This window comes from Ensifer sp. GW823-FHT05D09 (assembly GCF_058795755.1).
The window spans coordinates 837,196-859,592 of sequence record NZ_JBXAIA010000002.1; the positions used below are offsets into that span (position 1 = coordinate 837,196).

At 62.1% G+C, this 22,397-nt stretch carries 22 protein-coding genes; 12 read left to right on the forward strand and 10 right to left on the reverse strand.

Annotation, left to right across the window (positions count from 1 at the left end; translation table 11 throughout):
* The first annotated feature begins 205 nt into the window (after positions 1 to 205).
* From AC1Q80_RS09810 to AC1Q80_RS09825, 4 genes are all read left to right on the forward strand, one after another.
* Positions 206 to 562 carry a hypothetical protein gene (locus AC1Q80_RS09810; RefSeq protein ID WP_492360281.1) on the forward strand — a complete coding sequence of 119 codons (357 nt, stop codon included), beginning with the start codon at positions 206 to 208 and terminating at the stop codon, positions 560 to 562.
* Between the two features lie 153 nt (positions 563 to 715).
* Positions 716 to 2,422 carry an aspartate-alanine antiporter gene (aspT, locus tag AC1Q80_RS09815; protein ID WP_209791430.1) on the forward strand — a complete coding sequence of 569 codons (1,707 nt, stop codon included), beginning with the start codon at positions 716 to 718 and terminating at the stop codon, positions 2,420 to 2,422.
* A 54-nt stretch (positions 2,423 to 2,476) separates the two neighbouring features.
* Positions 2,477 to 4,129, forward strand: coding sequence for a bifunctional aspartate transaminase/aspartate 4-decarboxylase (locus AC1Q80_RS09820; protein ID WP_209791431.1), 1,653 nt, complete (start codon positions 2,477 to 2,479; stop codon positions 4,127 to 4,129).
* Between the two features lie 200 nt (positions 4,130 to 4,329).
* Entirely contained in the window at positions 4,330 to 6,009 is a 1,680-nt protein-coding gene (locus tag AC1Q80_RS09825) for an aspartate:alanine exchanger family transporter (protein WP_492360282.1), read from the forward strand.
* A gap of 56 nt (positions 6,010 to 6,065) precedes the next feature.
* Here the strand turns inward: AC1Q80_RS09825 and AC1Q80_RS09830 are convergent, their stop codons facing one another.
* Both AC1Q80_RS09830 and AC1Q80_RS09835 read right to left on the reverse strand, forming a co-directional pair.
* The gene (locus AC1Q80_RS09830; protein ID WP_492360283.1) at positions 6,066 to 7,841 is read right to left on the reverse strand and encodes an SLC13 family permease; all 1,776 of its coding nucleotides are present in this window, start codon (positions 7,839 to 7,841) and stop codon (positions 6,066 to 6,068) included.
* A gap of 421 nt (positions 7,842 to 8,262) precedes the next feature.
* Positions 8,263 to 9,027 carry an alpha/beta fold hydrolase gene (locus tag AC1Q80_RS09835; RefSeq protein ID WP_173420346.1) on the reverse strand — a complete coding sequence of 255 codons (765 nt, stop codon included), beginning with the start codon at positions 9,025 to 9,027 and terminating at the stop codon, positions 8,263 to 8,265.
* 152 nt (positions 9,028 to 9,179) lie between these two features.
* On the opposite strand from AC1Q80_RS09835, the gene AC1Q80_RS09840 reads away from it, so the two are divergent.
* Together AC1Q80_RS09840 and AC1Q80_RS09845 are read left to right on the forward strand one after the other, a co-directional pair.
* A complete protein-coding gene (locus tag AC1Q80_RS09840) occupies positions 9,180 to 9,638 on the forward strand; it encodes a MarR family winged helix-turn-helix transcriptional regulator (protein ID WP_173420347.1) in 459 nt (152 codons plus the stop codon).
* 202 nt (positions 9,639 to 9,840) lie between these two features.
* Entirely contained in the window at positions 9,841 to 10,137 is a 297-nt protein-coding gene (locus AC1Q80_RS09845; RefSeq protein ID WP_173420348.1) for a hypothetical protein, read from the forward strand.
* A gap of 98 nt (positions 10,138 to 10,235) precedes the next feature.
* On the opposite strand, the gene AC1Q80_RS09850 is transcribed toward AC1Q80_RS09845, so the two are convergent.
* Positions 10,236 to 11,132 (reverse strand): LysR substrate-binding domain-containing protein, encoded by an 897-nt coding sequence (locus AC1Q80_RS09850; RefSeq protein WP_173420349.1) that lies wholly within the window; start codon positions 11,130 to 11,132, stop codon positions 10,236 to 10,238.
* 142 nt (positions 11,133 to 11,274) lie between these two features.
* On the opposite strand from AC1Q80_RS09850, the gene AC1Q80_RS09855 reads away from it, so the two are divergent.
* Positions 11,275 to 11,667: a RidA family protein gene (locus AC1Q80_RS09855; RefSeq protein ID WP_209791437.1), complete on the forward strand. Its 393-nt coding sequence runs from the start codon at positions 11,275 to 11,277 to the stop codon at positions 11,665 to 11,667.
* Position 11,668: 1 nt separating this feature from the next.
* Positions 11,669 to 12,781 carry an NADH:flavin oxidoreductase gene (locus tag AC1Q80_RS09860; RefSeq protein WP_492360284.1) on the forward strand — a complete coding sequence of 371 codons (1,113 nt, stop codon included), beginning with the start codon at positions 11,669 to 11,671 and terminating at the stop codon, positions 12,779 to 12,781.
* A gap of 43 nt (positions 12,782 to 12,824) precedes the next feature.
* Here AC1Q80_RS09860 and AC1Q80_RS09865 read toward each other — a convergent pair whose 3' ends face one another.
* Together AC1Q80_RS09865 and AC1Q80_RS09870 are read right to left on the reverse strand one after the other, a co-directional pair.
* Positions 12,825 to 13,769, reverse strand: coding sequence for an MBL fold metallo-hydrolase (locus AC1Q80_RS09865; RefSeq protein WP_492360285.1), 945 nt, complete (start codon positions 13,767 to 13,769; stop codon positions 12,825 to 12,827).
* 76 nt (positions 13,770 to 13,845) lie between these two features.
* Positions 13,846 to 14,850, reverse strand: coding sequence for an alpha/beta fold hydrolase (locus AC1Q80_RS09870; protein WP_492360286.1), 1,005 nt, complete (start codon positions 14,848 to 14,850; stop codon positions 13,846 to 13,848).
* A 118-nt stretch (positions 14,851 to 14,968) separates the two neighbouring features.
* On the opposite strand from AC1Q80_RS09870, the gene AC1Q80_RS09875 reads away from it, so the two are divergent.
* Complete coding sequence (locus AC1Q80_RS09875; protein WP_492360287.1) at positions 14,969 to 16,000, forward strand: GlxA family transcriptional regulator; 1,032 nt, start codon at positions 14,969 to 14,971, stop codon at positions 15,998 to 16,000.
* A gap of 38 nt (positions 16,001 to 16,038) precedes the next feature.
* Here the strand turns inward: AC1Q80_RS09875 and olsE are convergent, their stop codons facing one another.
* Positions 16,039 to 16,968: an ornithine lipid hydroxylase OlsE gene (gene olsE, locus AC1Q80_RS09880; RefSeq protein WP_492360288.1), complete on the reverse strand. Its 930-nt coding sequence runs from the start codon at positions 16,966 to 16,968 to the stop codon at positions 16,039 to 16,041.
* A 600-nt stretch (positions 16,969 to 17,568) separates the two neighbouring features.
* Entirely contained in the window at positions 17,569 to 17,952 is a 384-nt protein-coding gene (locus tag AC1Q80_RS09885; protein ID WP_492360289.1) for a cupin domain-containing protein, read from the reverse strand.
* Positions 17,953 to 18,182: 230 nt separating this feature from the next.
* On the opposite strand from AC1Q80_RS09885, the gene AC1Q80_RS09890 reads away from it, so the two are divergent.
* Positions 18,183 to 18,479, forward strand: coding sequence for a hypothetical protein (locus AC1Q80_RS09890; protein ID WP_173420357.1), 297 nt, complete (start codon positions 18,183 to 18,185; stop codon positions 18,477 to 18,479).
* A 385-nt stretch (positions 18,480 to 18,864) separates the two neighbouring features.
* Here AC1Q80_RS09890 and AC1Q80_RS09895 read toward each other — a convergent pair whose 3' ends face one another.
* Positions 18,865 to 19,335: a GNAT family N-acetyltransferase gene (locus AC1Q80_RS09895; protein WP_492360290.1), complete on the reverse strand. Its 471-nt coding sequence runs from the start codon at positions 19,333 to 19,335 to the stop codon at positions 18,865 to 18,867.
* A gap of 658 nt (positions 19,336 to 19,993) precedes the next feature.
* On the opposite strand from AC1Q80_RS09895, the gene AC1Q80_RS09900 reads away from it, so the two are divergent.
* A complete protein-coding gene (locus AC1Q80_RS09900) occupies positions 19,994 to 20,254 on the forward strand; it encodes a hypothetical protein (RefSeq protein ID WP_492360291.1) in 261 nt (86 codons plus the stop codon).
* A 271-nt stretch (positions 20,255 to 20,525) separates the two neighbouring features.
* Positions 20,526 to 20,789 carry a hypothetical protein gene (locus AC1Q80_RS09905; protein ID WP_173420361.1) on the forward strand — a complete coding sequence of 88 codons (264 nt, stop codon included), beginning with the start codon at positions 20,526 to 20,528 and terminating at the stop codon, positions 20,787 to 20,789.
* Between the two features lie 49 nt (positions 20,790 to 20,838).
* Here the strand turns inward: AC1Q80_RS09905 and AC1Q80_RS09910 are convergent, their stop codons facing one another.
* A complete protein-coding gene (locus AC1Q80_RS09910; protein ID WP_209791444.1) occupies positions 20,839 to 21,429 on the reverse strand; it encodes a hypothetical protein in 591 nt (196 codons plus the stop codon).
* A 53-nt stretch (positions 21,430 to 21,482) separates the two neighbouring features.
* Positions 21,483 to 22,046, reverse strand: coding sequence for a hypothetical protein (locus tag AC1Q80_RS09915; RefSeq protein WP_209791445.1), 564 nt, complete (start codon positions 22,044 to 22,046; stop codon positions 21,483 to 21,485).
* Between the last annotated feature and the right edge of the window lie 351 nt (positions 22,047 to 22,397).

Below are 22,397 nucleotides of genomic sequence, written 5' to 3' on the forward strand. Positions count from 1 at the left end.
ATGTAATATCATTACAGTAAGCAAGCCGAAATATCCGTCCTCCGGCATTATGCATCAGGGTCGACGACGCCACGACTGACCGTGCACGAACGCTCGACCGCGATGATCAGCAACGTCGTTGGCAACGACCCGTGCCCGATATCCCTTAAAATGCTGAGATGCGCGCCTTTGGCGGACACTCTGCACAAGCGCAATGAGGGAAACGATGCGTCGGCTGTTTCCGGCCGTGTTGAAACGTGTCTGGGTTGTTTCAACCATCCTTGGAGGAACCGCCTTCGGCGCATTCCATGGCTGGCAACGGCACGGAGTGGTGGGCGCGATTGCGCTCGGCTTCGTCGCCGGAGCCTTCCTCGCCAGTTCACCGAGGTTGCTTGTCGAACTGCTGACCTGGACGATCGCCGACGGCATCGGCACCCCATCCCCTGCCATGCCTCGTCGCACGAGCCATCGCGCCGCCCCTGGGCGCAGTCGTCACCGAAGCAACGGCCAACCGGTAACGTCGTCCGTTACTGTTACGTACTTGCAGACTGGCACAATCGGTGATGTGCTTTCAAAGAATTGATCGCGCCATCCAGCGGCGTGCAACGACTTGCGCCGGGTTCGCCCGCGTTCCGGGCGGCGGCGCTCCGAACTTCATATCTCGAAGTCTTATGCGACGTAACATCCAGCCTGTCCGCGTAACTCCCGTATACGACGAGTTTTTTTGAAGGGGATGATGGTGAATCCAATAGACTTTTTCGTAGACACGCTGCGTACCTATCCGCCGGTCGCCGTCTTTCTTGCCCTCGGCATCGGCTTCGTGATCGGCCCGATCAAGATCGCAGGCTTCAACCTTGGAAACGTTACCGCCACGCTACTGGCCGGTGTCGTCATCGGACAGCTGGGCATCCAGGTTTCCGGCGACCTGAAATCGACCTTGTTCCTTATTTTCCTGTTTGCCGTCGGCTACGGCGTCGGCCCGCAATTCGTTCGCGGCCTGAGCACGGATGGGCCGAAACAGATCCTCTTTGCCCTCTCGGTCCTCGTGCTGTGCCTGATCGTGCCCTATCTGTGCGCGCTGATTGCCGGCCTGCCGCTTGGCTATGGCGCCGGCATGTATGCCGGTTCGCAGACAATCTCCGCGGCCATCGGCGTTGCCAGCGACCAGATCAATGCAATGGGCATGAGCCCGGAACAGGCCAAGACCTACACCGACCAGATCCCGATCGCCTACGCGGTGACCTATATCTGGGGCACCATCGGCTCGGCGATCATCCTGGCGCAACTCGGGCCCAAGCTTCTCGGCATCGATCTTCCCGCCGCCTGCAGGGAGTATGAGGCCAAACTCGGCGGTGGCACCGTCAGCAGCGAACCCGGCATCACCCGCGCCTATCACGATTTCGGCCTCCGGGCCTACCGCGTCGACGAGGCGAGCGGCCTTACCGGAACGCCGGTCAGGAACCTGCTTCCCGGCATCCGCGTCTTCGTGGAGCGGCTGCGGCGCGGCGGCCAGATCATCGAAGCCGATGGCAACACCGTGCTGCAGCCTGGCGATGTCGTCGCCTTTTCCGGCAGACGCGCCGCCCTTGTGGAACACCTCGACGCCAAGCTGCTGGAGGTTGAGGACAAGGAACTGCTGAACGCCGAAGCCGAGGTCCTCGACGTCTACGTCACCAACAAGGCGCTTGCCGGCCGGACACTCGCCGACGTCAGCACCGAGGATTGGGCCCGCGGCGTCTATGCACGCAAGATCGTGCGCTCGCTGGTCGAAATCCCGGTCCTGCCCGGCACGACGGTCGAACGCGGCGATATCGTCACCATCGGCGGCGCCAAGAGACATGTCGAGGCGGCGATCAAGGCGCTCGGCTTTGCCGACCGTCCGGTCGAAACGACCGATATTGCCTTTCTCGGCTGGGGGCTGTTCTTCGGAGCCATGGTCGGCGCGCTGACGCTCACGATAGGCGGCATACCGATCGGCCTGTCCACCTCAGGCGGCGCGCTTCTCGCCGGCCTCGTCCTCGGCTGGCTTCGCTCCACCTATCCTGCCTTCGGCACCATCCCGGCTCCGGCACTCTGGCTGATGAACACGCTGGGCCTGAACATCTTCATTGCCGTCGTCGGCATCGGCGCCGGTCCCGGCTTCGTCGCCGGACTGCAGGAAGTCGGCATTTCGCTGCTGCTCTGGGGCATCGTGTCGACATCGGTCCCGATGATCGCCTCGGTGCTGATCGGACACTACGTGTTCCGCTTTCACCCCGCGATCCTGTTTGGCGCCTGCGCCGGCGTGCGCACCACCACGGCGGCGCTCGGCATGATCCAGGAAGCGGCCAAGAGCAAGGTTCCGGCCCTTGGCTACGGCATGCCCTATGCCATCGGCAACACACTGCTGACCATATTCGGCCTCGTCATCGTCATCATGCTGGCGCCATCAGGCGGGCCGTGAGTTTGAGAGCATCGTTCGAAGAAGCAGAAAACATCGTTTAAGGGAGTGTGATTCATGTTGGACAGAAAATTCTACGACAGTCTATCCGATCTCAGCCCGTTCGAAATCAAGGACGAGCTGATCAAGCTTGCCAGGACGAGCTCGCAGAAATCCGCCACGGCATTCCTCAATGCCGGCCGCGGCAATCCGAACTGGACGGCGACAAGGGCGCGTGAAGCGTTTTTCCTGCTTGGCCAATTCGCCATCACAGAGGCCAAGCGCACCTCCTTTGATCCCAAAGCGGGCGTAGCAGGCATGCCGGCGCGCGATGGGGCGCATCAGCGGTTCCAGAAGTGGATCAAGAAACAGCTCCACGCGGCCGCCCAATGGGACGAGGAGGAGGAAGGCGAACTGCCGGCAAAGACGCTTTCCGACGCCGTCGAATACGCCATTCGCTCCTTCAACTTCGAGCCGGACGCCTTCGTGCACGAGCTCACCGATTCCATCATCGGCGACAACTATCCGGTGCCCGACCGGGCGCTCCATCACAACGAGATCATCACCCATGAATATCTGATGTGGGCGATGTGCGCCGGCCACCGGCCCAAGGCGACGTTCGACCTCTACCCGGTCGAAGGTGGCACCGCCGCCATGTGCTACATCTTCAAGGCGCTGAAGAACGCCCGCCTGCTCAACGCCGGCGACACGATCGCACTCGGCACGCCGATCTTCACGCCCTATCTGGAAATGCCGGAACTGGAGGACTACGACCTCAAGACCATCAATGTCAGCGCCGAGCAGGAGGATCGCTTCCAGTTTACCGACGAGGATATCAAGGCGCTCGAAAACCCCAAGGTGAAGGCGCTGTTCCTGGTGAACCCCGGAAACCCGTCCGCCGTTGCCATGGATCCGGATTCGATCAAGCGCCTCGTCGACCTCGTCACCAAGAAGCGCCCCGACCTGATCGTGCTCACGGACGACGTCTACGGCACCTTCGTTCCAGGCTTCCAGTCGCTGCTCGGTCATCTGCCGCGCAACACGATCGGCGTCTACTCGTACTCGAAGTATTTCGGCTGCACCGGCTGGCGCCTCGGCGTCATTGCGGTGGCGCAGGACAACATCTTCGACGAGAAGATCAAGGCCCATGGCGAGCCGATCCAGAAGCTCCTGGAAAAGCGCTACAAGGCGATGACGCCGAAGCCGCGCGACGTGAAGTTCATCGATCGCATCGTCGCCGACAGCCGCGACGTGGCGCTGAACCACACCGCCGGCCTGTCGCTTCCGCAACAGGTGATGATGTCGCTCTTCGGCCTCGTCGAGCTGATGGATGTGGAGAAGGCCTACCAGAAGGCCTGCATCGCCATCTGCACGAAGCGGTTCTGGAACCTGATCGAAGGCATGGGCGTCGAGTCGAATCCCGGCATCTATTTCGACCACTATTACGGCATCATCGACTTCGAGTTCTGGCTGCGCAAGTATGTCGGAGAAGATGTCGTCGCCTGGGTGAAGGAGAACATTCACCCGCTCGACATCCCCTTCCGGCTCGCCGAAGACTACGGCATCGTTCTCTTGAACGGTTCTGGTTTCGATGCGCCGAACTGGTCGGCACGCGTCTCCTTCGCCAATCTCAACGACGATGCCTATACCCAGATCGGCACTGCCGTCCGCTCCGTCGCGCGCGGTTACGTCCAGGCCTATCGCGCTTCCAAGGGCATTCCGATCAGCTGATGCACCGAAGGCGCCGGCCGCCCCAGGGCGGCCGGCGATTTCAACCCGCTCGCTTCGCCTGACCGCCTCGTTTCCTGAGCCGCATTCCCGCGCGTCCGAAAATCGACCGAAGGCTTCAGGCGCCGCATATCGTTGAAAACCCATCTGCATTCGGCACGCAGCCCACCGGCGTCCGGCGCTCAATCTCGAAGGATCGTCACGTGGTCGAACAGGCGTTCAGCATTCTGCGGGCTCATCCGGAACTGGCGTTGTTCCTGGCGCTCGGCATCGGTTATGCCGTCGGCAAGATCACCATCGCCGGCGTGACGGTCGGCGCCGTCACCGGCTGCCTGCTGGCCGGCGTGCTGATCGGCCAGACCGGCGCCGTGCTTTCGAACGATGTGAAGCAGGCGTTCTTCCTGCTCTTTCTCTTCGCCATCGGCTACCGCACCGGCCCGCAATTCTTCCAGAGCCTCAATGCCGACGCCCTGCCGCAGATCGCCGTCACCGTGACGCTTTGCGTCGTGGCACTTGGCGTGGCGATCGTTCTTTCCATCTTCTTCGGCTTCGATCTGGGAACGGCGGCGGGCGTGCTTGCCGGCGGGACAACGGAATCGGCAACCGTTGGTGTCGCCATCGACACGTTCCGAAAGACAGCACCGACGCCAGAGGCTGCCAGCCAGTTCGAGTCCGCTGTCGCGACCGGCTTTGCCGTCGCCTATCTCGTCGGTGTCGTCAGCGCCATCCTCGTGCAGTCGCAACTGGCGCCAAGACTGTTCGGCCGCAGCCTGAAGGACGCCTGCGCCGAACTCGAGGCAGAACTCAACATCACTCCGAACGACACCGGCAACAGCGCACGCCGCGAGATCGAGGCACGCGCGTTCGTTGTTGGCGACAATCTTGTCGGCCTCACCGTCCAGGAGGCGGAGGCACGCGTTCCCGAGCGGCAGAAGGCCTATATCGAACAGATCCGCCGGGGCAGCGAGATCATCACCCCCGCTGCCAAGGAGCGCCTGCAGGTGGGCGACGTCATTGCCGTTGCCGGGCTTCGCGGGTTTCTGGTGGAGTATGCCAGCCGGATCGGCACCGAGATCGACGATCGCGAGTTGCTCGATATCCCGGTCGAGGTTCTCGACGTCGTCGTGACCAACAAGGAGGTTGCAGGACAACGCCTGTGGCAGCTCAACCAGCGACCGGAAGCGCGTTCCGTCTTCCTGCGCGGGATCCTCCGCGCCGGCCAGACGATCCCGATCTTCCCGGGGCTGACCGTGCGTCGCGGCGACGTGATGTCGATTGCCGGCGCGAGGCGCCACGTGGAGGATGCGGCAGCTCTCCTTGGTTATGCCGACCGCGAGACGACGGCGACCGACATGGTCTTTGTCGGCGTGTTCATCTTCCTCGGGGGCCTCATCGGCATTCCCGCCCTCAAGCTCGGCGCGCTGGAGATCGGCCTCGGCGTCGCGGTCGGCGTGCTGGTCGCCGGCCTCGTCGCCGGCTGGCTACGCTCGATCAGGCGCACCTTCGGCTTCGTGCCGGAAGCCACGCTCTGGTTCTTCGACAGTGTCGGGCTTTGCGCCTTCATCGCCTGCGTCGGCATTTCGGCTGGCCCAAGCTTCGTCGCCGGTCTCGTTCAGTCCGGCCCGGCGCTCGTCATCGCAAGTGCGCTGATCTGCGTGATTTCGCACCTGGCCGCACTCGCGCTCGGCCGCTGGGTCTTCCGCATGAACGAAGGCCTGCTCGCCGGCACCTGCTGCGGCGCCGGCACCTCGGCACCGGCGCTGGCCGCCGTGCAGGAGGCAGCGGGAAGCAAGGTCCCGACATTGGGTTACGGCCTTGGCTATGCAATCGGCAATGTGCTGCTGGCGCTCTGGGGTGCGGTGCTGGTTACGGTTCTTGGGTAGCAACGCCCTTTGGCCCGGCGGCGCACATTCGCCGGTTGAAGCCCCTCATCTTCCATCTATCGCAGCGGCCACACCAGCATCAGCGTCGGGATGCTGACGACAACAATGACGAGCGAGAGCGGCAGGCCGAGGCGCGGGTAATCGCTGAACCTGTAGCCACCTGGCCCCATCACCAGGGTGTTGCACTGATGGCCGATCGGGGTAAGGAAGTCGCAGCCGGCGCCGATAGCAACGGCCATCAGGAAGGCTTCGGGCCGGTAGCCGAGCGCGGTCGCGAAGCTGGCGGCGATCGGCGCCATGACAAGCACGGTCGCGGCATTGTTGAGGAACGGCGTCACGGCCATGGCCGCAAGCAGGATCAGCGTCAGGGCGCCGGCGGGCGGCAGGCCGGTTGCGACCGTGCCGAGCCAGCTGGCAATGACATCGGTTCCTCCTGTCGTGCGCAGGGAATCGCTGACCGGGATCAGCGCCGCCAGCATCACCAGGATCGGCCCGTCGACCGAGCGATAGACGTCGCGCAGCGGAATGATGCGGAAGATGACCATGGCAAGGGCGGCGGCAAAGAAGGCGATCGGGATCGGGACCAGGCCGAGCGCGGTCGAGCCCATGGCAGCGGCCAGAACAAGAAGGGGCAAGGTCGCCTTGCGGATGGTGCCGAGCAGGATCTCGCGCTGCGCCAGCGGCAGGCAGCCGAAATCCTGCAGAAACGATGGCAGCTCGCGGCGCGCGCCCTGCAGCACGACGATATCGCCTGCCCTGAGGCGGATGCTACCGAGCCGTTGCTTCAGCCGCTCGCCCTGGCGGCTGACGGCAAGCAGGTTGATGTTGTGGTTATTGAACAGCGCCAGGCGCTGCGCCGACATGCCGACAAGCGGCGAGCCGCTGCCGATCACCGCCTCGACCGCCTCGATCTCGGCACCGGTCTTTTCGCTCGATGACGGCGAACGATCGCCGGAGATTTTCAGTTTGGCCTGGGAGACGATGCGGTCGAGCGCATCCGGCCCGCCCTCGAGCAGCAGCACGTCTTCGGCCTCGAGCTTGATGTCGGGCAGCGGCGCCACATGAAGCCCGCGTCGGAACACGGCAATGACGACGGCCCCGCCATCGCCGATCTTGACGAGGTGGCTTAGCGACTTGCCGATGACGGGTGAGCCGGCCGCGACCACCGCTTCCGAGGTGTAATCGGTGATCTCGATTGCCGCCTGCACCGAGACATGCTGGCTCGTGCGCTGCGGCACCAGCCTGTAGGCAAACAGCAGGAAGACGACGCCGACGGCCGCAAGCGTGGCGCCAACGGGCGTGAAGTCGAACATGGTAAAACTCTCGCCCGTCAGTTCCTGCCGCACCCGCGACACGACGATGTTGGGCGAGGTGCCGACCTGGGTCATCAGCCCGCCGATCAGCGAACCGAAGGCCATCGGCATCAGGAATACCGAGGGTGTGACGCCCGAGCGGCGGGCGAACTGGAACGCGACCGGGATCATGATCGCAAGCGCCCCGATGTTCTTGATGAAGGCGGAAAGGATGGTGACGGTGATCACCAGCAGCGCCAGTTGCGCCCTGACCGACGAGATATTGGGCAGAAACCGCTGGATCGCCGCATCGACGATCCCCGAGCGCGCCACCCCGGCGCTGACGATGAGGGCGCTGCCGACGATGATGACGATATCGTCGCTGAAGCCGTCGAAGGCGTGATCGTAGGGCACGATGCCGACCGCGACTGCGAGCATCAGCGCCGAACAGGCGATTACGTCGTACCGAAACCGCCCCCAGATGAAGAATGCCATCATGGCGCCGATGACGAGAAACGCGAGAGACTGTTCGGCGGTCATGCAATACCTGGATTGGGCAGAGGGACTGGGCGGCGGGATGGATCGCGCGAGAGGCGCAAGTGCCTAACGCGCAAACCGAGTGGAAGTTCGCCAAGGACTACCGCATGTTTCGCCGGATCGGAAATCGCAGCGGCGACAAATCTGGGTATGAGCGGGAAATGCGAGGCGCTTCATCGCCAAGACCTGCCTCATTCCCGTGCCTGTCCCGGGAAACTGCAGCAAGACCAAGTCCTTGGGCTGAAGGTACTTTGACCCGACCGACGTCAGGCCGCTGGATTCCGGCACAGGGCCGGAATGAGGGGAACTGGATAGCCTCCCGTCAAACCGGCCCTTTCAAGGTTTGCCAGCAATCTCAGCCCGGGAAATCCCCTCTCCCGGCCCTGCCCTGGGCCGTCACGCCTAGGTAGCGATGCGCCGGCGATCAGTTGGCCGGTTGCGCGGCCTTCTCGATGAGATCGGCAACGGCCTTGGGGTTGGAGACATAGATCGCATGGCTGCCGGGCACCTCGACGACAGTGGCGCCTGCGCGTTTTGCCATCATCTGCTGCGCAGCCGGCGGGATCATGAGATCCTGGGCCGCAACCAGATAGTAGCTCGGCTTCGTCTTCCACGCCGGCTCGGTCACGGCACCGGAGAGCGCCTCGACACCCCACGGAACCTGGGAATCGGCCATGAAGGCAGCCGTCTCGGCATCGACGTCGGCGGCGAAGGACGCGGCGAACTTCGCCTTGTCGAGGAACAGGAAGCCATCGACCGGCGGCAGGATCGGCGGCACCGGCGCGCCGGCCGGCGGATTGGCGATCAGCGTTGAGACGGACTCGCCCTTATCCGGCGCGAAGGCGGCGATGTAGACGAGGGACTGGACCTTCTCATGCGTGCCGGCTTCGCTGATGACGACGCCGCCATAGGAATGGCCGACCAGCACGACCGGTCCCTCACTCTTGTCGATCGCCTGCTTGGTGGCAGCAACGTCGGCAGCAAGCGACGTCGTCGTGTTTTGGACGATGCTCACCTTGTAGCCGTCCTTCTTCAGGATGTCGTAGACCCCCCTCCATCCGGTGCCGTCGGCAAAGGCACCATGAACCAGAACGACAGACTTTGCCCCCTTCTCGGCGGCGAATGCGGTGGTACCGGCGGCGGCCAGTGCGAGCGAGGCGGCAGCGGCAAGCAGAGACTTCTTCAACATTTGCGCAACTCCTTAATTTATTAGCGCGACAATCATTATCGCGATAATCATTAATTACGCTTCATCGAACCGACTGTCCAGCATTTTATTATCGCGATAATGATTTCCGTGGTAAGGTCATGAAAAGCCACGGACAAAACTGGAGATGACCGATGACCACCCCGGCGCCACTTCCACTCGACAGCCAGTTGTGCTTCTCGATCTACGCGGCGGCGATCGCCATCAACCGCACCTACAAGCCGATGCTCGACGCGCTCGGCGTGACCTATACGCAATATCTCGCCGTCAGTGCGCTGTGGGAACAGGACGGCCTGAGCATATCGGCCATTGCCGACCGGCTCGGCCTGGAGCCGAGCACCATCACGCCGGCCGTAAAGCGGCTCGAGGCGGCAGGTTTCCTTTCAAGACGCAGAAGCACGGCTGACGAGCGACTGGTCGAGGTCTTCCTGACGGACAAGGGCAAGGAACTGCACCCCAAGACCGCGTGCCTTACCGACACGCTGCTCCGCCGCTCGGGCTTTAGCGTGCCGGAGATGATCGATCTCAACAAGAAGGTCCAGATGCTGCGCGATGGCCTCACGCGAGAAGAAGAGCCGGAAGCCCGCGGCTAGGTATATCTCCGCGCAATCAAATGGCTGCAACCACTGGCAATCGCATGCCCGCAACTTGGAAATTCCCGTTGGAGCGCTACACTTTAGAGAAAGGTGTTGGAGAATTGCCTGCGAAAGCCGGAATAGATCGCGCCTGCTGGGAGTCGCGTATGGCAGCGGGCAGAAATCCATTCCGCCTCCTGCACGACAGAGGATCGTCGACATGAAACACGCTCTTGCCGCCCTGACCGTTGCCTTGCTTCTCGGTGGCTGCACCGCAAGCGGCCAAACCTATGGCTACTCGCCGAACCTCGAGCCCATCCCCGGCAGCATCACCTATGGCGGCCAGCCGCGCACCAAGCTGCAGAAAGCCCCGGTCGGCAGCATCGTCCCGCACCAGTTCTTCGATCAATTCGGCCGTCAGGTGTTCGAGACCTATGTGATCGAACCGGATCGCTCGCTGCGCCTCGTCAGCCGCCGCTGGAGGAACATCGACGCCTTCGGTGGCTTCGACGACTGAGCTTCACCATTCGCGCGACGACCAGCCGCACGACCCATCCTCCGAGACTGAGCGCTGTCGCAGCCACGCGCTCTCTTTGACCGCGTCCGAGGCGGGCTTCAACGGTTCCCGCCCTCGAACTGCTCCAGCACCCAATCCCTAAGCACCTGCGTTGCCGGCCGCTCGGCCATGCGCGGGCTGTAGACGAGGTCGTAGCGGTCGCCCTCCAGCGTCAGGTCGAAAGGCTGGACGAGAATGCCGGAGGCAAGCTCTTGTGCCACGAGCGTCAGGCTCAGGAGGGCGATGCCCTGCCCCGCGACCGCCGCTTGGACAGCGTGGATCTCGTCGGTAAAGGAAAGTCGTGCGCTAGCATCGACATCGGAGGCGCCCGCACACTCCAGCCATTGCCGCCAGACGGGGGCGCGGTGATCGTTGCGGCGCGCTGGGCCCCAATCGAAGTGAATGAGCGTTGCCCGTTTGAGATCGGCCAAGCTTGCCGGCGCAAGGCTCGGCGTGCAGACCGGCGCGAAGCGATCGGCAAACAACGCCTCAGTAACGAGGCCGGGATAGTGCCCGCCGCCAAGCCGGATAGCAGCATCTGCATCCGCCTCGAGGTCGAGCGTGCGGTTGGAGGCATCGAGCCGCAGTGTCCAGTCGGGATAGGCTTCGCGGAAGGAACCGGCAAGCGGCGCGAGCCTCTTGGCGACGAAGGCAACGGTGGAGGTAAGACGCGCGACCTTGCCCGCCTGCTGCCGGCGCACATCGGCAATCGTCTGCTCGAAACGATCAAGACCATCGCGCAACACCGGAAACAGCGCCTTGCCTGCGGCGGTGAGATGCACCTGCCGCGTCTCGCGCTCGAAGAGCTTAACCTCAAGCATCTCCTCCAGCTGCCGGATCTGGTGGCTGACGGCGGTCGCTGAAACATTCAGCTCCTCCGCCGCATGCTTGAAGCTCAGCCGACGGGCAGCCGCCTCGAAAACCCTCAGTGCACCGAGCGGCGGCAACTTCCTCATCCCATCCTCATAGGTGAACTAGATTCATCCATCGGCTGAGAAATCACTCTTTGTCAGCCCGTGATCGCCCCAGCATATTGGGATCCACAGCCAAGGCAACAGCGCCGAGCTGAGAAAATCTCACGCGTGAAAGGACACTGCCATGTTTCTCGAACAGGTCATCACCAAGCCGGATCCCTACGCCCCCTTCCTCTTGTCGCAGGCGATCAAGGCCAACGGCTTCGTCTTCGTCTCCGGCCAGGCGGCCATCGGCGACGATGGCGAAATCGTCGGCGAGGATGATTTCGACCGTCAGGCCGAGCAGGCCTTCCGCAACCTCGACCGGGTGCTGACCGCCGCCGGCTCCAGCCTTTCCAGGGTGGTGAAGGTGACGATCTTCCTGCGCTCGATGGAAAATTTCGGCAAGATCGTCGAACTGCGCCGCAAGTGGTTCTCTGCACCCTATCCCGCCGACAGCATCATCGAGGTCTCTTCGCTCTATTCACCGAAGGCGATGATCGAGATCGAGGCGATCGCGCTCACTGAGGAACGCTGAGATGAACGTGCACAGCACCGTCGCCTCGCCGACTCTGGCCGAAACGGCGCTCAAAGGGCTCTCGTTCGCCAACCGGCTTTCCGTCGCGCCAATGACCCGCATCAGCGCTACGGCAACGGGCGTGCCGACCGAACGGATGGTTCGCTACTACGAGCGCTTCGCCAGGGGTGGGTTCAGTCTGCTGACCACGGAAGGCATTTACACCGACAAGGCCTATGCGCAGACCTATAAGGGCCAGCCGGGGCTTACAGACCCGGAGCAGGCGGAAGGCTGGAAGGCGGTCGTGGACGCCGTGCATGCCGCCGGCGGCCGCATCTTCGCCCAGCTCATGCACGGCGGCGCGCTTGCCCAGGGCAACCGCTTTCGCAGCGACACGATAGGACCGTCTGCCCTGCAACCGAGGGGCCAGCAAATGGTCTCCTACCACGGCGAGGGTCTCTACGCCGTACCGCGGGAGATGGAAGAGACGGATATCGCCGAAGCGATAGCAGGCTTTGCGCAAGCCGCCACGCTCGCCATCGATGTCGCCGGCTTCGACGGTATCGAGATCCATGGCGCCAACGGCTATCTGCTCGACCAGTTCTTCACCGACTACACCAACCGGCGGCACGACCGCTGGGGCGGCGGCATCGGCAAGCGGCTGGGTCTGAGCCTCGCAGTGCTCGACGCCGTTCGCGGCGCTGTCGGCAACGCAGTGCCTGTCGGCATCCGGCTCTCCCAGGCCAAGGTCAACGACAACAAGCACAAATGGACCGAGGGCGTAGAAGGTGCTGCCGTGGTCTTCAAGGCGCTCGCCGCCAGCCCCGCCGACTTCGTGCACCTGACCGAGTTCGAAGCGTGGCAACCGGCATTTTCGGACGGCGGCAAGTCGCTGGTGTCTCTTGCCCGCCAGCATGCGCCGGATCTGTTCGTTATCGCCAATGGCAGCCTGCACGAACTCGCCAGGGCCGAACAGGTTCTGGAGACCGGCGCCGACATGATCGCACTCGGCCGTGGCGCGCTCGCAAACCCCGACTGGCCGCGCATCGCCGCCGACGATCGCGAGGCTCGCCCGCTGAAGCTGGAAATGCTGTCGCCCATCAGCGACATCAAGGACAGCGAGCTTCAGCTTTGACGACAAAGGGCGGCGCCACTAAGTGATGCCGCCCTCGCCCTCCTTACGACCCCGAGACAAAACGATACGCCGCACCGTTCCGCTCGGCCCGACCGATGCCGGGATAGCTCCAGTGGTACCCGAGCAGCGTCAGCTTCTCTGTGGCTGCCCGGTCGATCAGCATCTTGCGGGTCTTCAGCGCCAGATCCGGGTCCGTATCGAAGCCGAAATGCCAGTCCGGGTGTTCGAAGAAGACGATGTTGCTGGTCGCCGCATCGCCCGAGATGACCAGCCCGTCGCCGCCTTCAAGCTCCAGCGAGATGTGGCCGGGCGTGTGGCCGCGCGTGTCAAGCACCTGCATGCCGCTGACGATCTCGTCGCCGGGCTTTACCAGTGTCAACCGCTCCTTGACCGCGAAGAGATCGCGCTGCGCGCCGCGCGCAAAGCCGTGCAGCGCCTTCGGCATGGCCTTTTCGTAATCCGGGTTCGTCCAGAACGCCCATTCGCGCTCGGAGACGAAATATTGGGCGTTCGGAAAGGTGAGTTTGCCATCCGTTCCGACCGTGCCGCCGGAATGATCGGGATGGACGTGGGTGAAGACCACCTTGGTCACGGCGGCTGCATCGATGCCCGCCGTTGCCAGATTGGCCGAAAGCTTGCCGGCGCTCGCCTGGAAATTGCCACCCGATCCATTGTCGACGACGATCAGGTCGCTGCCGGTGCGGATCACCGGAATGTTGGTGTGGAAGGGTGCACCCTCCGGCGTTCCGCCGAGCCGGCGCATGATGCCGTCTCGCTCCTCGGGCGCTGCGTCCGGCAACACGATGCTGACCGGCAGGGTCAGGAAGCCGTCGCTGACGACGGCGATCTCGAAAGCTCCGTGGCTGAAGCGGTGGGTGTCGGCGGCGTAGACGCCCTTCGGCAGCAGCGGCAAGGCAGCGCCAGCGGCCGAACCGGCGAGAAAGGAGCGGCGGTTGAGGCTTGAGGTCTTCTCGTCAATGCGGGTCATGGATCGGTTCCTTCTGGTTTCGAGGAAGAGCTACCGGCCAGTGGTGCGTTTCGGCGGCACCGGCCGGCGTCAGGAGTCAGGACCGGGCGAAGTCAAGCAGGTCGGCGTTGAGCTGATCCTTGTGGGTGTCTGTGATGCCGTGCGGCGCGCCGGGGTAGACCTTCAGCGTGGCGCTCGGAACCAGTGTCTTCGAAGCGCGGGCGGCCGCATCGATCGGCACGATCTGGTCGTCGTCACCATGGATGATCAGCGTCGGCACGTCGAACTTCTTCAGGTCTTCGGTAAAGTCGGTCTGCGAGAAGGCGACGATCGAGTCATAGGTGTTCTTGTGACCGCCCATCATGCCCTGCAGCCAGAAGCTGTCGATCATGCCCTGCGAGGCAACGGCACCCGGCCGATTGAACCCGAAGAACGGACCGGAGGCAATATCGCGATAAAGCTTGGAGCGATCCTTCAGGCTCGCCGCCTGCAGCCCGTCGAACACCTCTTTCGGCAGGCCGCCGGGGTTCTTGTCGGTCTTGACCATCAGTGGCGGCACCGCCGAGATCAGCCCGGCCTTGGCGACGCGGCTCGTGCCATGCCGGCCGATATAGCGGGTGATCTCGCCGCCGCCGGTGGAAAAGCCGACGAGGAAGATGTCCTTGAGATCAAGCGCATTGATCAGGTCGGCGAGATCGTCAGCATAATGATCCATGTCGTTGCCGTCCCAGGGTTGGGAGGAGCGGCCATGGCCGCGACGGTCATGGGTGATGACACGGAAGCCGTTGTTGGCGAGGTGGAATGCCTGCGCCTCCCAGCTGTCAGACGAAAGCGGCCAGCCGTGGCTGAGCACGACCACCGGGCCATCCTTCGAACCCCAGTCCTTGTAGTAGATCTCGACGCCATCGCGGGTGATGATGCGGCTGCCCATGGTGGTTGCTCCCAGTGTCGTGCTTGTGCTGACGGGTGTTGTCTCGGCTTTCGCCGGACGAATGGCCGGGACGGCCGCGGCGGTCGCTGCGGCGCCAAAGGCGGCCGAAAGAACTGTGCGGCGCGAAAGGCCGGTGGAGACTGCGGTGGAAACTGCTTTTGCTTCAATCATTGTCCTGCCCTCTTCCATCTCGGTTGACCTGCTCTCTCCGTTCCGGAGCGCTGGTTGAATTGATAGAACGAGCGGCCTAACCTCTCGACCGGCAAAGCTGACAACGATGGGGGCAGAAGTGACAAAACCACCCGGAAGCGAACCGGCGGAGATCGGCATCGTCGTTTATCCCCGCGCGCTGAAGTCCGCCGTCCATGGGCTCACCGACATGTTCCAGGTGGCCGGCATGCAGGCGACCGAACAGGGTGGTGCAAGCGCGCCGCTGATCCGCGTCACCCATTGGCAGCTTCAGGACGACGGCTCGGTCGAAAAGACCCTCGACACCCACCCCGGGCCCTCCTCCGGTCTCGTCGCGCTGATCCTGCCCCCGACGCTGGCGGAGCTGCCCGTCGGCGGGCGCATGGGCCAGCTGCCCGCCTTCGTGCGAGAAAAGCACGCAGCCGGCACCACCATCTGCTCGGTCTGCGGCGGCGCCTATCTGCTGGCAGAATCGGGCCTTGCCGCCGGTCGCACGATCACCACTCATTGGTCGCACCAGGACCTGATCGCCGACCGCTACCTCGACGTGCGCATCGACACCGACAAGCTGTTGATCGACGAAGGCGATATCATCACCGCCGGCGGCATGATGGCGTGGATCGACCTGGGGCTGAAACTCGTGGACCGGTTCCTCGGAACCAACGTGATGCTGGCAACGGCCCGCTTCATGATCATCGATCCCGGCGCCCGCGAGCAGAGTTACTACAGCGTCTTTGCCCCGAAGCTCGACCACGGCGACAGCATCATCCTGAAAATCCAGCACTGGCTGCACGGCGCCAACACCAAGGGCGTGACCCTGCAGATGATGGCCGAGCGCGCCGGCCTCGGCGACCGCACCTTCCTCAGGCGCTTCCAGAAGGCAACCGGCTTCAACCCGACGGAATATTGCCAGCGGCTGAGGATTGCCAAATCGCGCGACCTCCTGGAGCGATCGCACTTGTCGATCGAGCAGGTGGCCTGGCAGAGTGGCTATGACGACACCAACGCCTACCGCAAGATCTTCCGCAAGATCCTCGGCCTGTCGCCCAGGGAGTATCGGTTGCGCTTCTCGGTGCCGGACGGCGGACGTCGTCCGGCCACGGCAGATCTTGCCGGCGCCCTACCCGCCTGAACGGCACCGCGGCGATACCGATCGGCTTGCGGGTGCTCCTAGTCAGCCCCCGGCTTTCGCCCCAGGATCTGTCGCGCACCGCTCTTGGAAAAAGGCTGTACCAGTTGGCCGACGAAGCTACGCGATACCTTGCCGGTAATGCCGATATCGGTGGAGGACGGCCGATCAGGATTGAAGTAGGTGCCGAACAGCTGGTCCCAAAGCACGATGTTTTCGCCGTAGTTGCTGTTGCCCTCGGCCAAATCCTTGGAATGGTGCCAGCGATGAAGCCTCGGCGTCGAGAAGATCCAGTCGAGCGGGCCGGTGCGCATCTCGACATTGCAATGGGTCAGAAGGCCGGTGAAGGCGGTGACGGCACCGATCCACAGAAACACCGGCAGCGGCGCCCCGAGCAGGTAGAGCGGCAACTGGCCAAGGCTCACTTTGATCAGGGAATCGATGACGTGGAACCGCCCGGTGTTGAGCACCCAAAGCCGCGTCACGCTGTGATGCAACGCGTGGAAACGCCAGAGGCCAAGCCGCTCATGCGCCAGTCGGTGGGCGGCATAGAGCCCGAACTCGGCAATCACCAGCCCGAGCACCACCTGGGAGATCGTCGACCAGTGCGCCGGCCAGATATGCGGCTGCGAGCCGAAGAACGGCTGCGCGAAGATGGCGACCAGCAACGGGAACGAAGCACCGAAGGCCGCGGCAATCTGCACGATCCCCTTCGTCAGCAATGTATGGCCGAGATTGTTGAGCGTCTCGCCGTCGGGCGCGAGCCAGGCCGGCTCGTAAGGCATGAGACGTTCAAAAAGCGCAATGATCGCCACCACCGAGAGGTAGACGACATTGAACCAGAGCACCGGTGACGATGTGGCAAAAGCCAACCCGGTCGCGGCCAGGCCACCGACGTAGAGCGCAGGCCACAGCAGGATGGAGGCTGTGTATCGCAGCGGCGATGAAAAGCTGTCGTGATGAAAAATCATATCGTTTGACCACTTGTGCTGGAAATCGAAGGGCGCGGCATCGCGCGCTGTTCACGCCACGCCTAATCCTCGTCTCGGCGAGAGTACGGTTTCGCCAGTTCATCGCAGCTATGGTCATGACGATCGCCGTTGCGCCCGTCACGGCAGGGCAGCGAGCGGTACTGGACGAGCTGCCGCTCGAGCGCAAAGCGATCACTGGCGCTCTCTTCCAAGCGGCTGTGATCGCTTTGCGATGACACCCCGAGCAGGTGACACGCCAGTAGACCGATCTTGAGAAGACACATGGGATAACGCCAATCCTCATCGTTGGAGCATTGACGGCAAACTCGACTGATTTCATTACACCAGCATTGCAGTTGCGCGCAGCCGCGGAGCATCGCCGGCGCATGCCTCTCCGCCCCCCCGACCGGCTCCTCGAAGCTTCGGGGTTTCCGTCAGGTCCGCGCGATCACCTGTCGCGACACAGCGAAACGATCAGGTGTGCCATGCGCCGCATCTAAAGCGCGTCGCGATCTTTCAGATTCGCTTGGCGCGCTTTAAGTTCTTGTTTTTGCGCATGTCGTTATCGCAAAACCGCGACACACTTTTGCGCGACATGCTTCAAATCCAGCGATCGTTCTCGGCGGTGCGGTCGCCACCGGCATGACCGGTATTGAGCACGTCCCGCGGCTCGATCAGCAGCAGCCGCACCTCGTTTTCGGCAAACGGCTTGTGCTCGACCCCTTTGGGAACCACGAACATCTCGCCTGGGCCGATCCGCACGGCGCCATCGCGAAAATCGATCCGCAGGACGCCCTCAAGCACGATGAACGTTTCGTCCGTCTCCGGGTGGTCGTGCCAGACGAAGTCGCCCTCGATACGAACAAGCTTGAACTGATAATCGTTCATCTCGGCAATCACCCGTGGCTGCCACAGATCGGTTATCCTTTCGAGCTTTTCGGTAAAATTGATCGCCTTGCGGTCGGCCGTGTCGATCCCATCCATCGTCATGTTCCTCGTTCGATTGATGCGCCAACATGCACCGGACCCCCTGCACCGATCTTGAACGATCGTGCGGACATCCGGTCGGCACCGCGGCAAACGCTGCCGGTCACCTCACTTCAGCCCCTCAGTGCGGCAGCCGCAGGCGAATATTCCCATATTGCCTGCAATTCCAGCTGATGTATCTTGTCTCCCTTCGGAATTGGCTATGGACGTCCATGAAGGAGGTTCGAATGCATGATCTCCCGCAAGCTTCGGGCAGACAGTTAAGTCCGGATGATATCGAAATGCTGCAGCGGGTTTTTGACGCCACCTGCTTTGCGGCGCGCGTGCCACGCCGCGGCGAGCGGGCCGAGCGGCTGGCCAAGTTCATCATGGATGAGTTTCGCATCGGCAACATCGACGAACGGACGCTGCTGGAATGCGCGTTGTGGCGCGAACGGCGCCGGATAGCGGTAAATACGGAAGAGTTGGAAACGGTCGAGATCTGGGTTGCCAGACCGGGCCGACGGAATCCGAGTTACCACTGAAGCACGTCGCGCCAAGCGATTATCGGTTTTTGTGCAATGACCTGAGTGGAAACAAGGGCTCAATGCGGGTCACTTGAAACCACTCGTGCGTGCCCACCTGTAGACCCACAAAAAAAATGCGGCCTCTCCGTGGATAAACGAGACCGCATTCAAGATGTGTAATGAGCCATTCTATGCCACTCTTGCCGAGAGGACCACAACTGCAACGGGCCGAGTGTGGTTATTTCTGGCCTACCATCGAAATTTCTCCGAATGCGCCAGCCGAGAAGCTATCCGGGACAATGGGACACTCAACCACCGGACGGGAACGAACGCCGCGAGCAGCCCTCCTGGCGCGCAAAAACGGCCGGGGCTGCAAAGCAACCCCGGCCGATCCAACGTGCTGTCAAGCCGTGACCGTTTTCCAGCAGATCACGGGACCATCCTGTGCATCCACACGTTCCCCGATACGCTGGAACCCGTTGCGTTCGAGTACCCGTTGGGAGGCGATGTTGTCGATCGAGGTCTCGGCTGAGACCGCCGAAATACGGGTATCCCGCTGCGCTTCCGCCACCAACAAGCCCACAGCACGCGTGGCCGCCCCCATCCCCTGCCTGGTCGGCGCGACGCCGTAGCCGATGTGCAGTTCGCCCCCTTCCGGGATCCGAACGACCGAGCAAAGGCCGACGATCTCGCCGCCCTCTACGATCATCCAGGCGGAAGGGGAGAAATGCGCACGGACGCCGTTGGCAAAATCAGCCAGCATCTGCAGCACGTCGGCAGGCGCAATCGGGCTATCCGGCACCAGTCGCAGGCGTCGCGGCGCAATGCCGCTCAGCAGTGCGTCAAAGTCACTTTCAGTCGCTTCGATTATCATGTTCAATCCCACACTACAGCGCAGCCCGCCGCACATGATGCGAAGGCTTGCCGTAACGTTCTAATTTTTCTGCATATTTCCCTTGTGGATCGATCCCGATCCATGGGGTTGTGCAGCAGGCACGCCACGAAGGTGGCGCTCCAAAGCCGGACGGAGAAAGTGCGCCTAGACCGTCATTCCAGTCACAAAGGCTGTCCTCTCCACCGCCGCAGCCGGTGAGATCTCGAGGATGGCAACGGAAATCAAAGGCATTCTCCCGGAATTGAACCGATCGATAAGCGCCATCGATCCGGCGGCACAAGCCGCTCGCCTATTAAACACAACTGGCGGGCGATTTGAAGCCGCAGCTGAAGGCGGAATTTTCGACGTATTGGAACCACCGTTCGCGTCGCGAATTCTAACCTGCAGTACAGGAGGTTCATCATGTTTGCATCGGACACGAAAGGACAGTTCAGCCGGGTCGTCAAAAACTGGAACACGCGATACGATCTGGAGGAGTTTATCACCGCATCCGGCCTACCGCCGTTGGAAGCCCGCGAGCTTTTCGCGAAATACGGACCCTATAAGGCGGACCTCGACCGATTGATACGTGCGTGCGCGCCGACAGATGCCGGGAAGGCAAAGTAGGTGCTGCCGCCGCCGCATATGGGAGGTTCAAATGCATCGTCATCATTCCGGGCATCTTGCCAAGAACCTGGATTGTGCGTTCAGCCCAGCGGAAATTGCCATGCTCCAACGGGTCCTGGACACAGCCTGTCTTGCCGCGGGGATGCCGCGCAGCGACGACCGCGCCGATCGCCTGGCAAAGTTCATTATCGGCGAGTTTCGCTCCGGCACCCGTAGCGAGGCAGCCTTGTGCGAGCGCGCAATGTGGTTCGAGCGCAGAAGCGCACCATGGTCACCGAAGCCCACGCAGTGACGCCGCAGAGGCGAAAGGGTTGTCGGCGCCCGATGTCCGAGGCGATCAGCCGTCCGCCTCGCTGTTGCCACCTGACGACGCACAAAAGCGGCCGGGGTTGCTAAGCAACCCCGGCCGCACCTATCCTATTGTATGGTAACCGCCTTTCGGCCTATCAAGATGTCAAACGATCCCGCCCGCCCGGCTGCGCAGATGCAGCCTCAGCAGAGAGGCAAGGCCCGGGAGCCGTCACAAGATTGGTTCGCGCACTCAGGACATGTTATAAACGCTCATGACCCAAACAGAAGAAGACCTCGAGCTTTCGGAATTGTCCGGCGAGTTTGCCGACGACGATGTCGTCGTCCATATCCGCATCTCGCGCCCGACGGGCTCCAATCTCGACTGGACCCTCGAGGTGATCGACGAGGAAGGTTACTCCACCGTCTGGGAAGATTCGTTCCCCACCGACCGCGAAGCCTATGAAGAGTTCATCGCCACGATCGAGCGTGATGGGATCCAGACGTTTACAGAACATCCCGTGCAGACGCTCCACTAAGGCGCATCGGGCGGGCCGAAGCCACGAGTGAAATGCCAGTTCCACAACGTTAACGCTGAAGCAAGCGGATGCGCTCATAGGCTACGGTGTCTTCTTGCGCCGTGCCCTCGTCATATATTCTGGCAACGGTCGCGGCAAGGTCTGGGGAATAGAGCGCGGTCCAAACGTCCAATTTCTCCGCGCCCCTCATCGTAGTCTGTTTCACCCTGAGCACCTTGTACTTGCAGTCGCCCAACTCGAAGGTTTCCTGGCCAACGACCTCAAGCCGGTAGGTGTATTCAGTCCCGGCGTTCTCATCCTTGTTCAGGGACACAAACGAGAGGTCATGCCGTGAACCCTTTTTTAGCGGAAATACGCCACTCAAGTCGGAGAGCGGATGATTGGCCCGCTGCACATCCCCATCAATCAGTGAAAGGTCGATCAATCCTCGATACGAAAATACCGTCTGAGGTTGCGAAGTACCAAATCTGTTCACGATTTTGACTATCGGTCCGTGATAGGGGCGAAATTCGCTTTGAACTTCCTCCTGTAGTAGTGAAAAGCCGTTTTTTGCCGACGCGGCCGTTGGGCACTGCGCGGCGCTAGAGGCGCTTGGGAGAGTGAGTGTCGCAAAGGCGAAGATGAAGAAAGCTTTACTCATGGGTATCTCTGCTGTTCGGAAGCATCTTTGACTGGAAGGATCGCACGGAGTGCCTAGTTGACGACCTTCGGCTCAAACTCGGAAGGGGGCGCGGCACTTGCTGGATCGAAGTTGAAAACCTCCAGGACATTTGGAAACGCAAACCGCCAGCGTCCGTTCCGATAACGGCGGACGACCTTGGCAAGCCTCTTGTCGCCTCCAGAAATCCAGATCTCTGCATCGGCCTCGTATGGATACCCGTGCCACCTGGCGGTGTAGTGTCCACCCGATTCAGAGTTGCCATCGACACCACCCACAATCTTGCACTCAGAGAATCTCGGCCCCTTCGAATCCCAGATGGCCCAGCCTGGCGGGCTGTGTTGGATCCATTTGCCTGTGCTGGATGAAACGTCCCTCTCAAAGTAGGCTCGTTCGGTAAACCTGCCTTCCAGATGAGGCTTAATGTCACCGCTAGGACTAACCTGATAGAGCACCACGCTGTACCGATCGGTGCTGCGAGTAGCCGCATAGGCACGGTTTACTGGCTCGCAGTTTGGATCCCATACAACTTTTTCTTCAGCTGTCGCCGTTGTTGCTAATGCCAACAGCGTCAACAACGACGTGATCTTGATCCTCATCGCTATGATGCTCCGCCCCGTTCCCGTTTCACGAGATTTTCTTGCAGGAGGAGTACTCCACAAGAGCGTCAAACCACAACAGCGCAAGCAATGATTGTGAAACAATTCACAGCGTGCTTCGATCTCTCACTCTCTGCCGATGAGGGCAAACATGCACCGCCGGATCGCCTCGGCAAAGCCGACGCCGAGCGATTGCCCTTAGCTCTAGCAGACGCTTTGTCCCTAGCGACCAAAGCGGACCCGTGACATGACCGAAAACCAGCGCCGCTAGATGAGGGCGGCGAGATCCACTGAAATTGGAGATTGCCGCCCACGTCCGGTCGATCAGCCGATACGTCGAAGTTTCCTCCA

Coding starts and splice junctions, on each gene's coding strand:
- AC1Q80_RS09895 (WP_492360290.1), bottom strand. CDS start 19,335: ATGATAATCGAAGCGACTGAAAGTGACTTTGACGCACTGCTGAGCGGC.
- AC1Q80_RS09910 (WP_209791444.1), bottom strand. CDS start 21,429: ATGAGTAAAGCTTTCTTCATCTTCGCCTTTGCGACACTCACTCTCCCA.
- AC1Q80_RS09860 (WP_492360284.1), top strand. CDS start 11,669: ATGAACGTGCACAGCACCGTCGCCTCGCCGACTCTGGCCGAAACGGCG.
- AC1Q80_RS09830 (WP_492360283.1), bottom strand. CDS start 7,841: ATGACCGCCGAACAGTCTCTCGCGTTTCTCGTCATCGGCGCCATGATG.
- aspT (WP_209791430.1), top strand. CDS start 716: ATGGTGAATCCAATAGACTTTTTCGTAGACACGCTGCGTACCTATCCG.
- AC1Q80_RS09905 (WP_173420361.1), top strand. CDS start 20,526: ATGACCCAAACAGAAGAAGACCTCGAGCTTTCGGAATTGTCCGGCGAG.
- AC1Q80_RS09885 (WP_492360289.1), bottom strand. CDS start 17,952: ATGGATGGGATCGACACGGCCGACCGCAAGGCGATCAATTTTACCGAA.
- AC1Q80_RS09865 (WP_492360285.1), bottom strand. CDS start 13,769: ATGACCCGCATTGACGAGAAGACCTCAAGCCTCAACCGCCGCTCCTTT.
- AC1Q80_RS09835 (WP_173420346.1), bottom strand. CDS start 9,027: ATGTTGAAGAAGTCTCTGCTTGCCGCTGCCGCCTCGCTCGCACTGGCC.
- AC1Q80_RS09840 (WP_173420347.1), top strand. CDS start 9,180: ATGACCACCCCGGCGCCACTTCCACTCGACAGCCAGTTGTGCTTCTCG.
- AC1Q80_RS09870 (WP_492360286.1), bottom strand. CDS start 14,850: ATGATTGAAGCAAAAGCAGTTTCCACCGCAGTCTCCACCGGCCTTTCG.
- AC1Q80_RS09900 (WP_492360291.1), top strand. CDS start 19,994: ATGCATCGTCATCATTCCGGGCATCTTGCCAAGAACCTGGATTGTGCG.
- AC1Q80_RS09850 (WP_173420349.1), bottom strand. CDS start 11,132: ATGAGGAAGTTGCCGCCGCTCGGTGCACTGAGGGTTTTCGAGGCGGCT.
- AC1Q80_RS09820 (WP_209791431.1), top strand. CDS start 2,477: ATGTTGGACAGAAAATTCTACGACAGTCTATCCGATCTCAGCCCGTTC.
- AC1Q80_RS09915 (WP_209791445.1), bottom strand. CDS start 22,046: ATGAGGATCAAGATCACGTCGTTGTTGACGCTGTTGGCATTAGCAACA.
- AC1Q80_RS09845 (WP_173420348.1), top strand. CDS start 9,841: ATGAAACACGCTCTTGCCGCCCTGACCGTTGCCTTGCTTCTCGGTGGC.
- AC1Q80_RS09890 (WP_173420357.1), top strand. CDS start 18,183: ATGCATGATCTCCCGCAAGCTTCGGGCAGACAGTTAAGTCCGGATGAT.
- olsE (WP_492360288.1), bottom strand. CDS start 16,968: ATGATTTTTCATCACGACAGCTTTTCATCGCCGCTGCGATACACAGCC.
- AC1Q80_RS09810 (WP_492360281.1), top strand. CDS start 206: ATGCGTCGGCTGTTTCCGGCCGTGTTGAAACGTGTCTGGGTTGTTTCA.
- AC1Q80_RS09855 (WP_209791437.1), top strand. CDS start 11,275: ATGTTTCTCGAACAGGTCATCACCAAGCCGGATCCCTACGCCCCCTTC.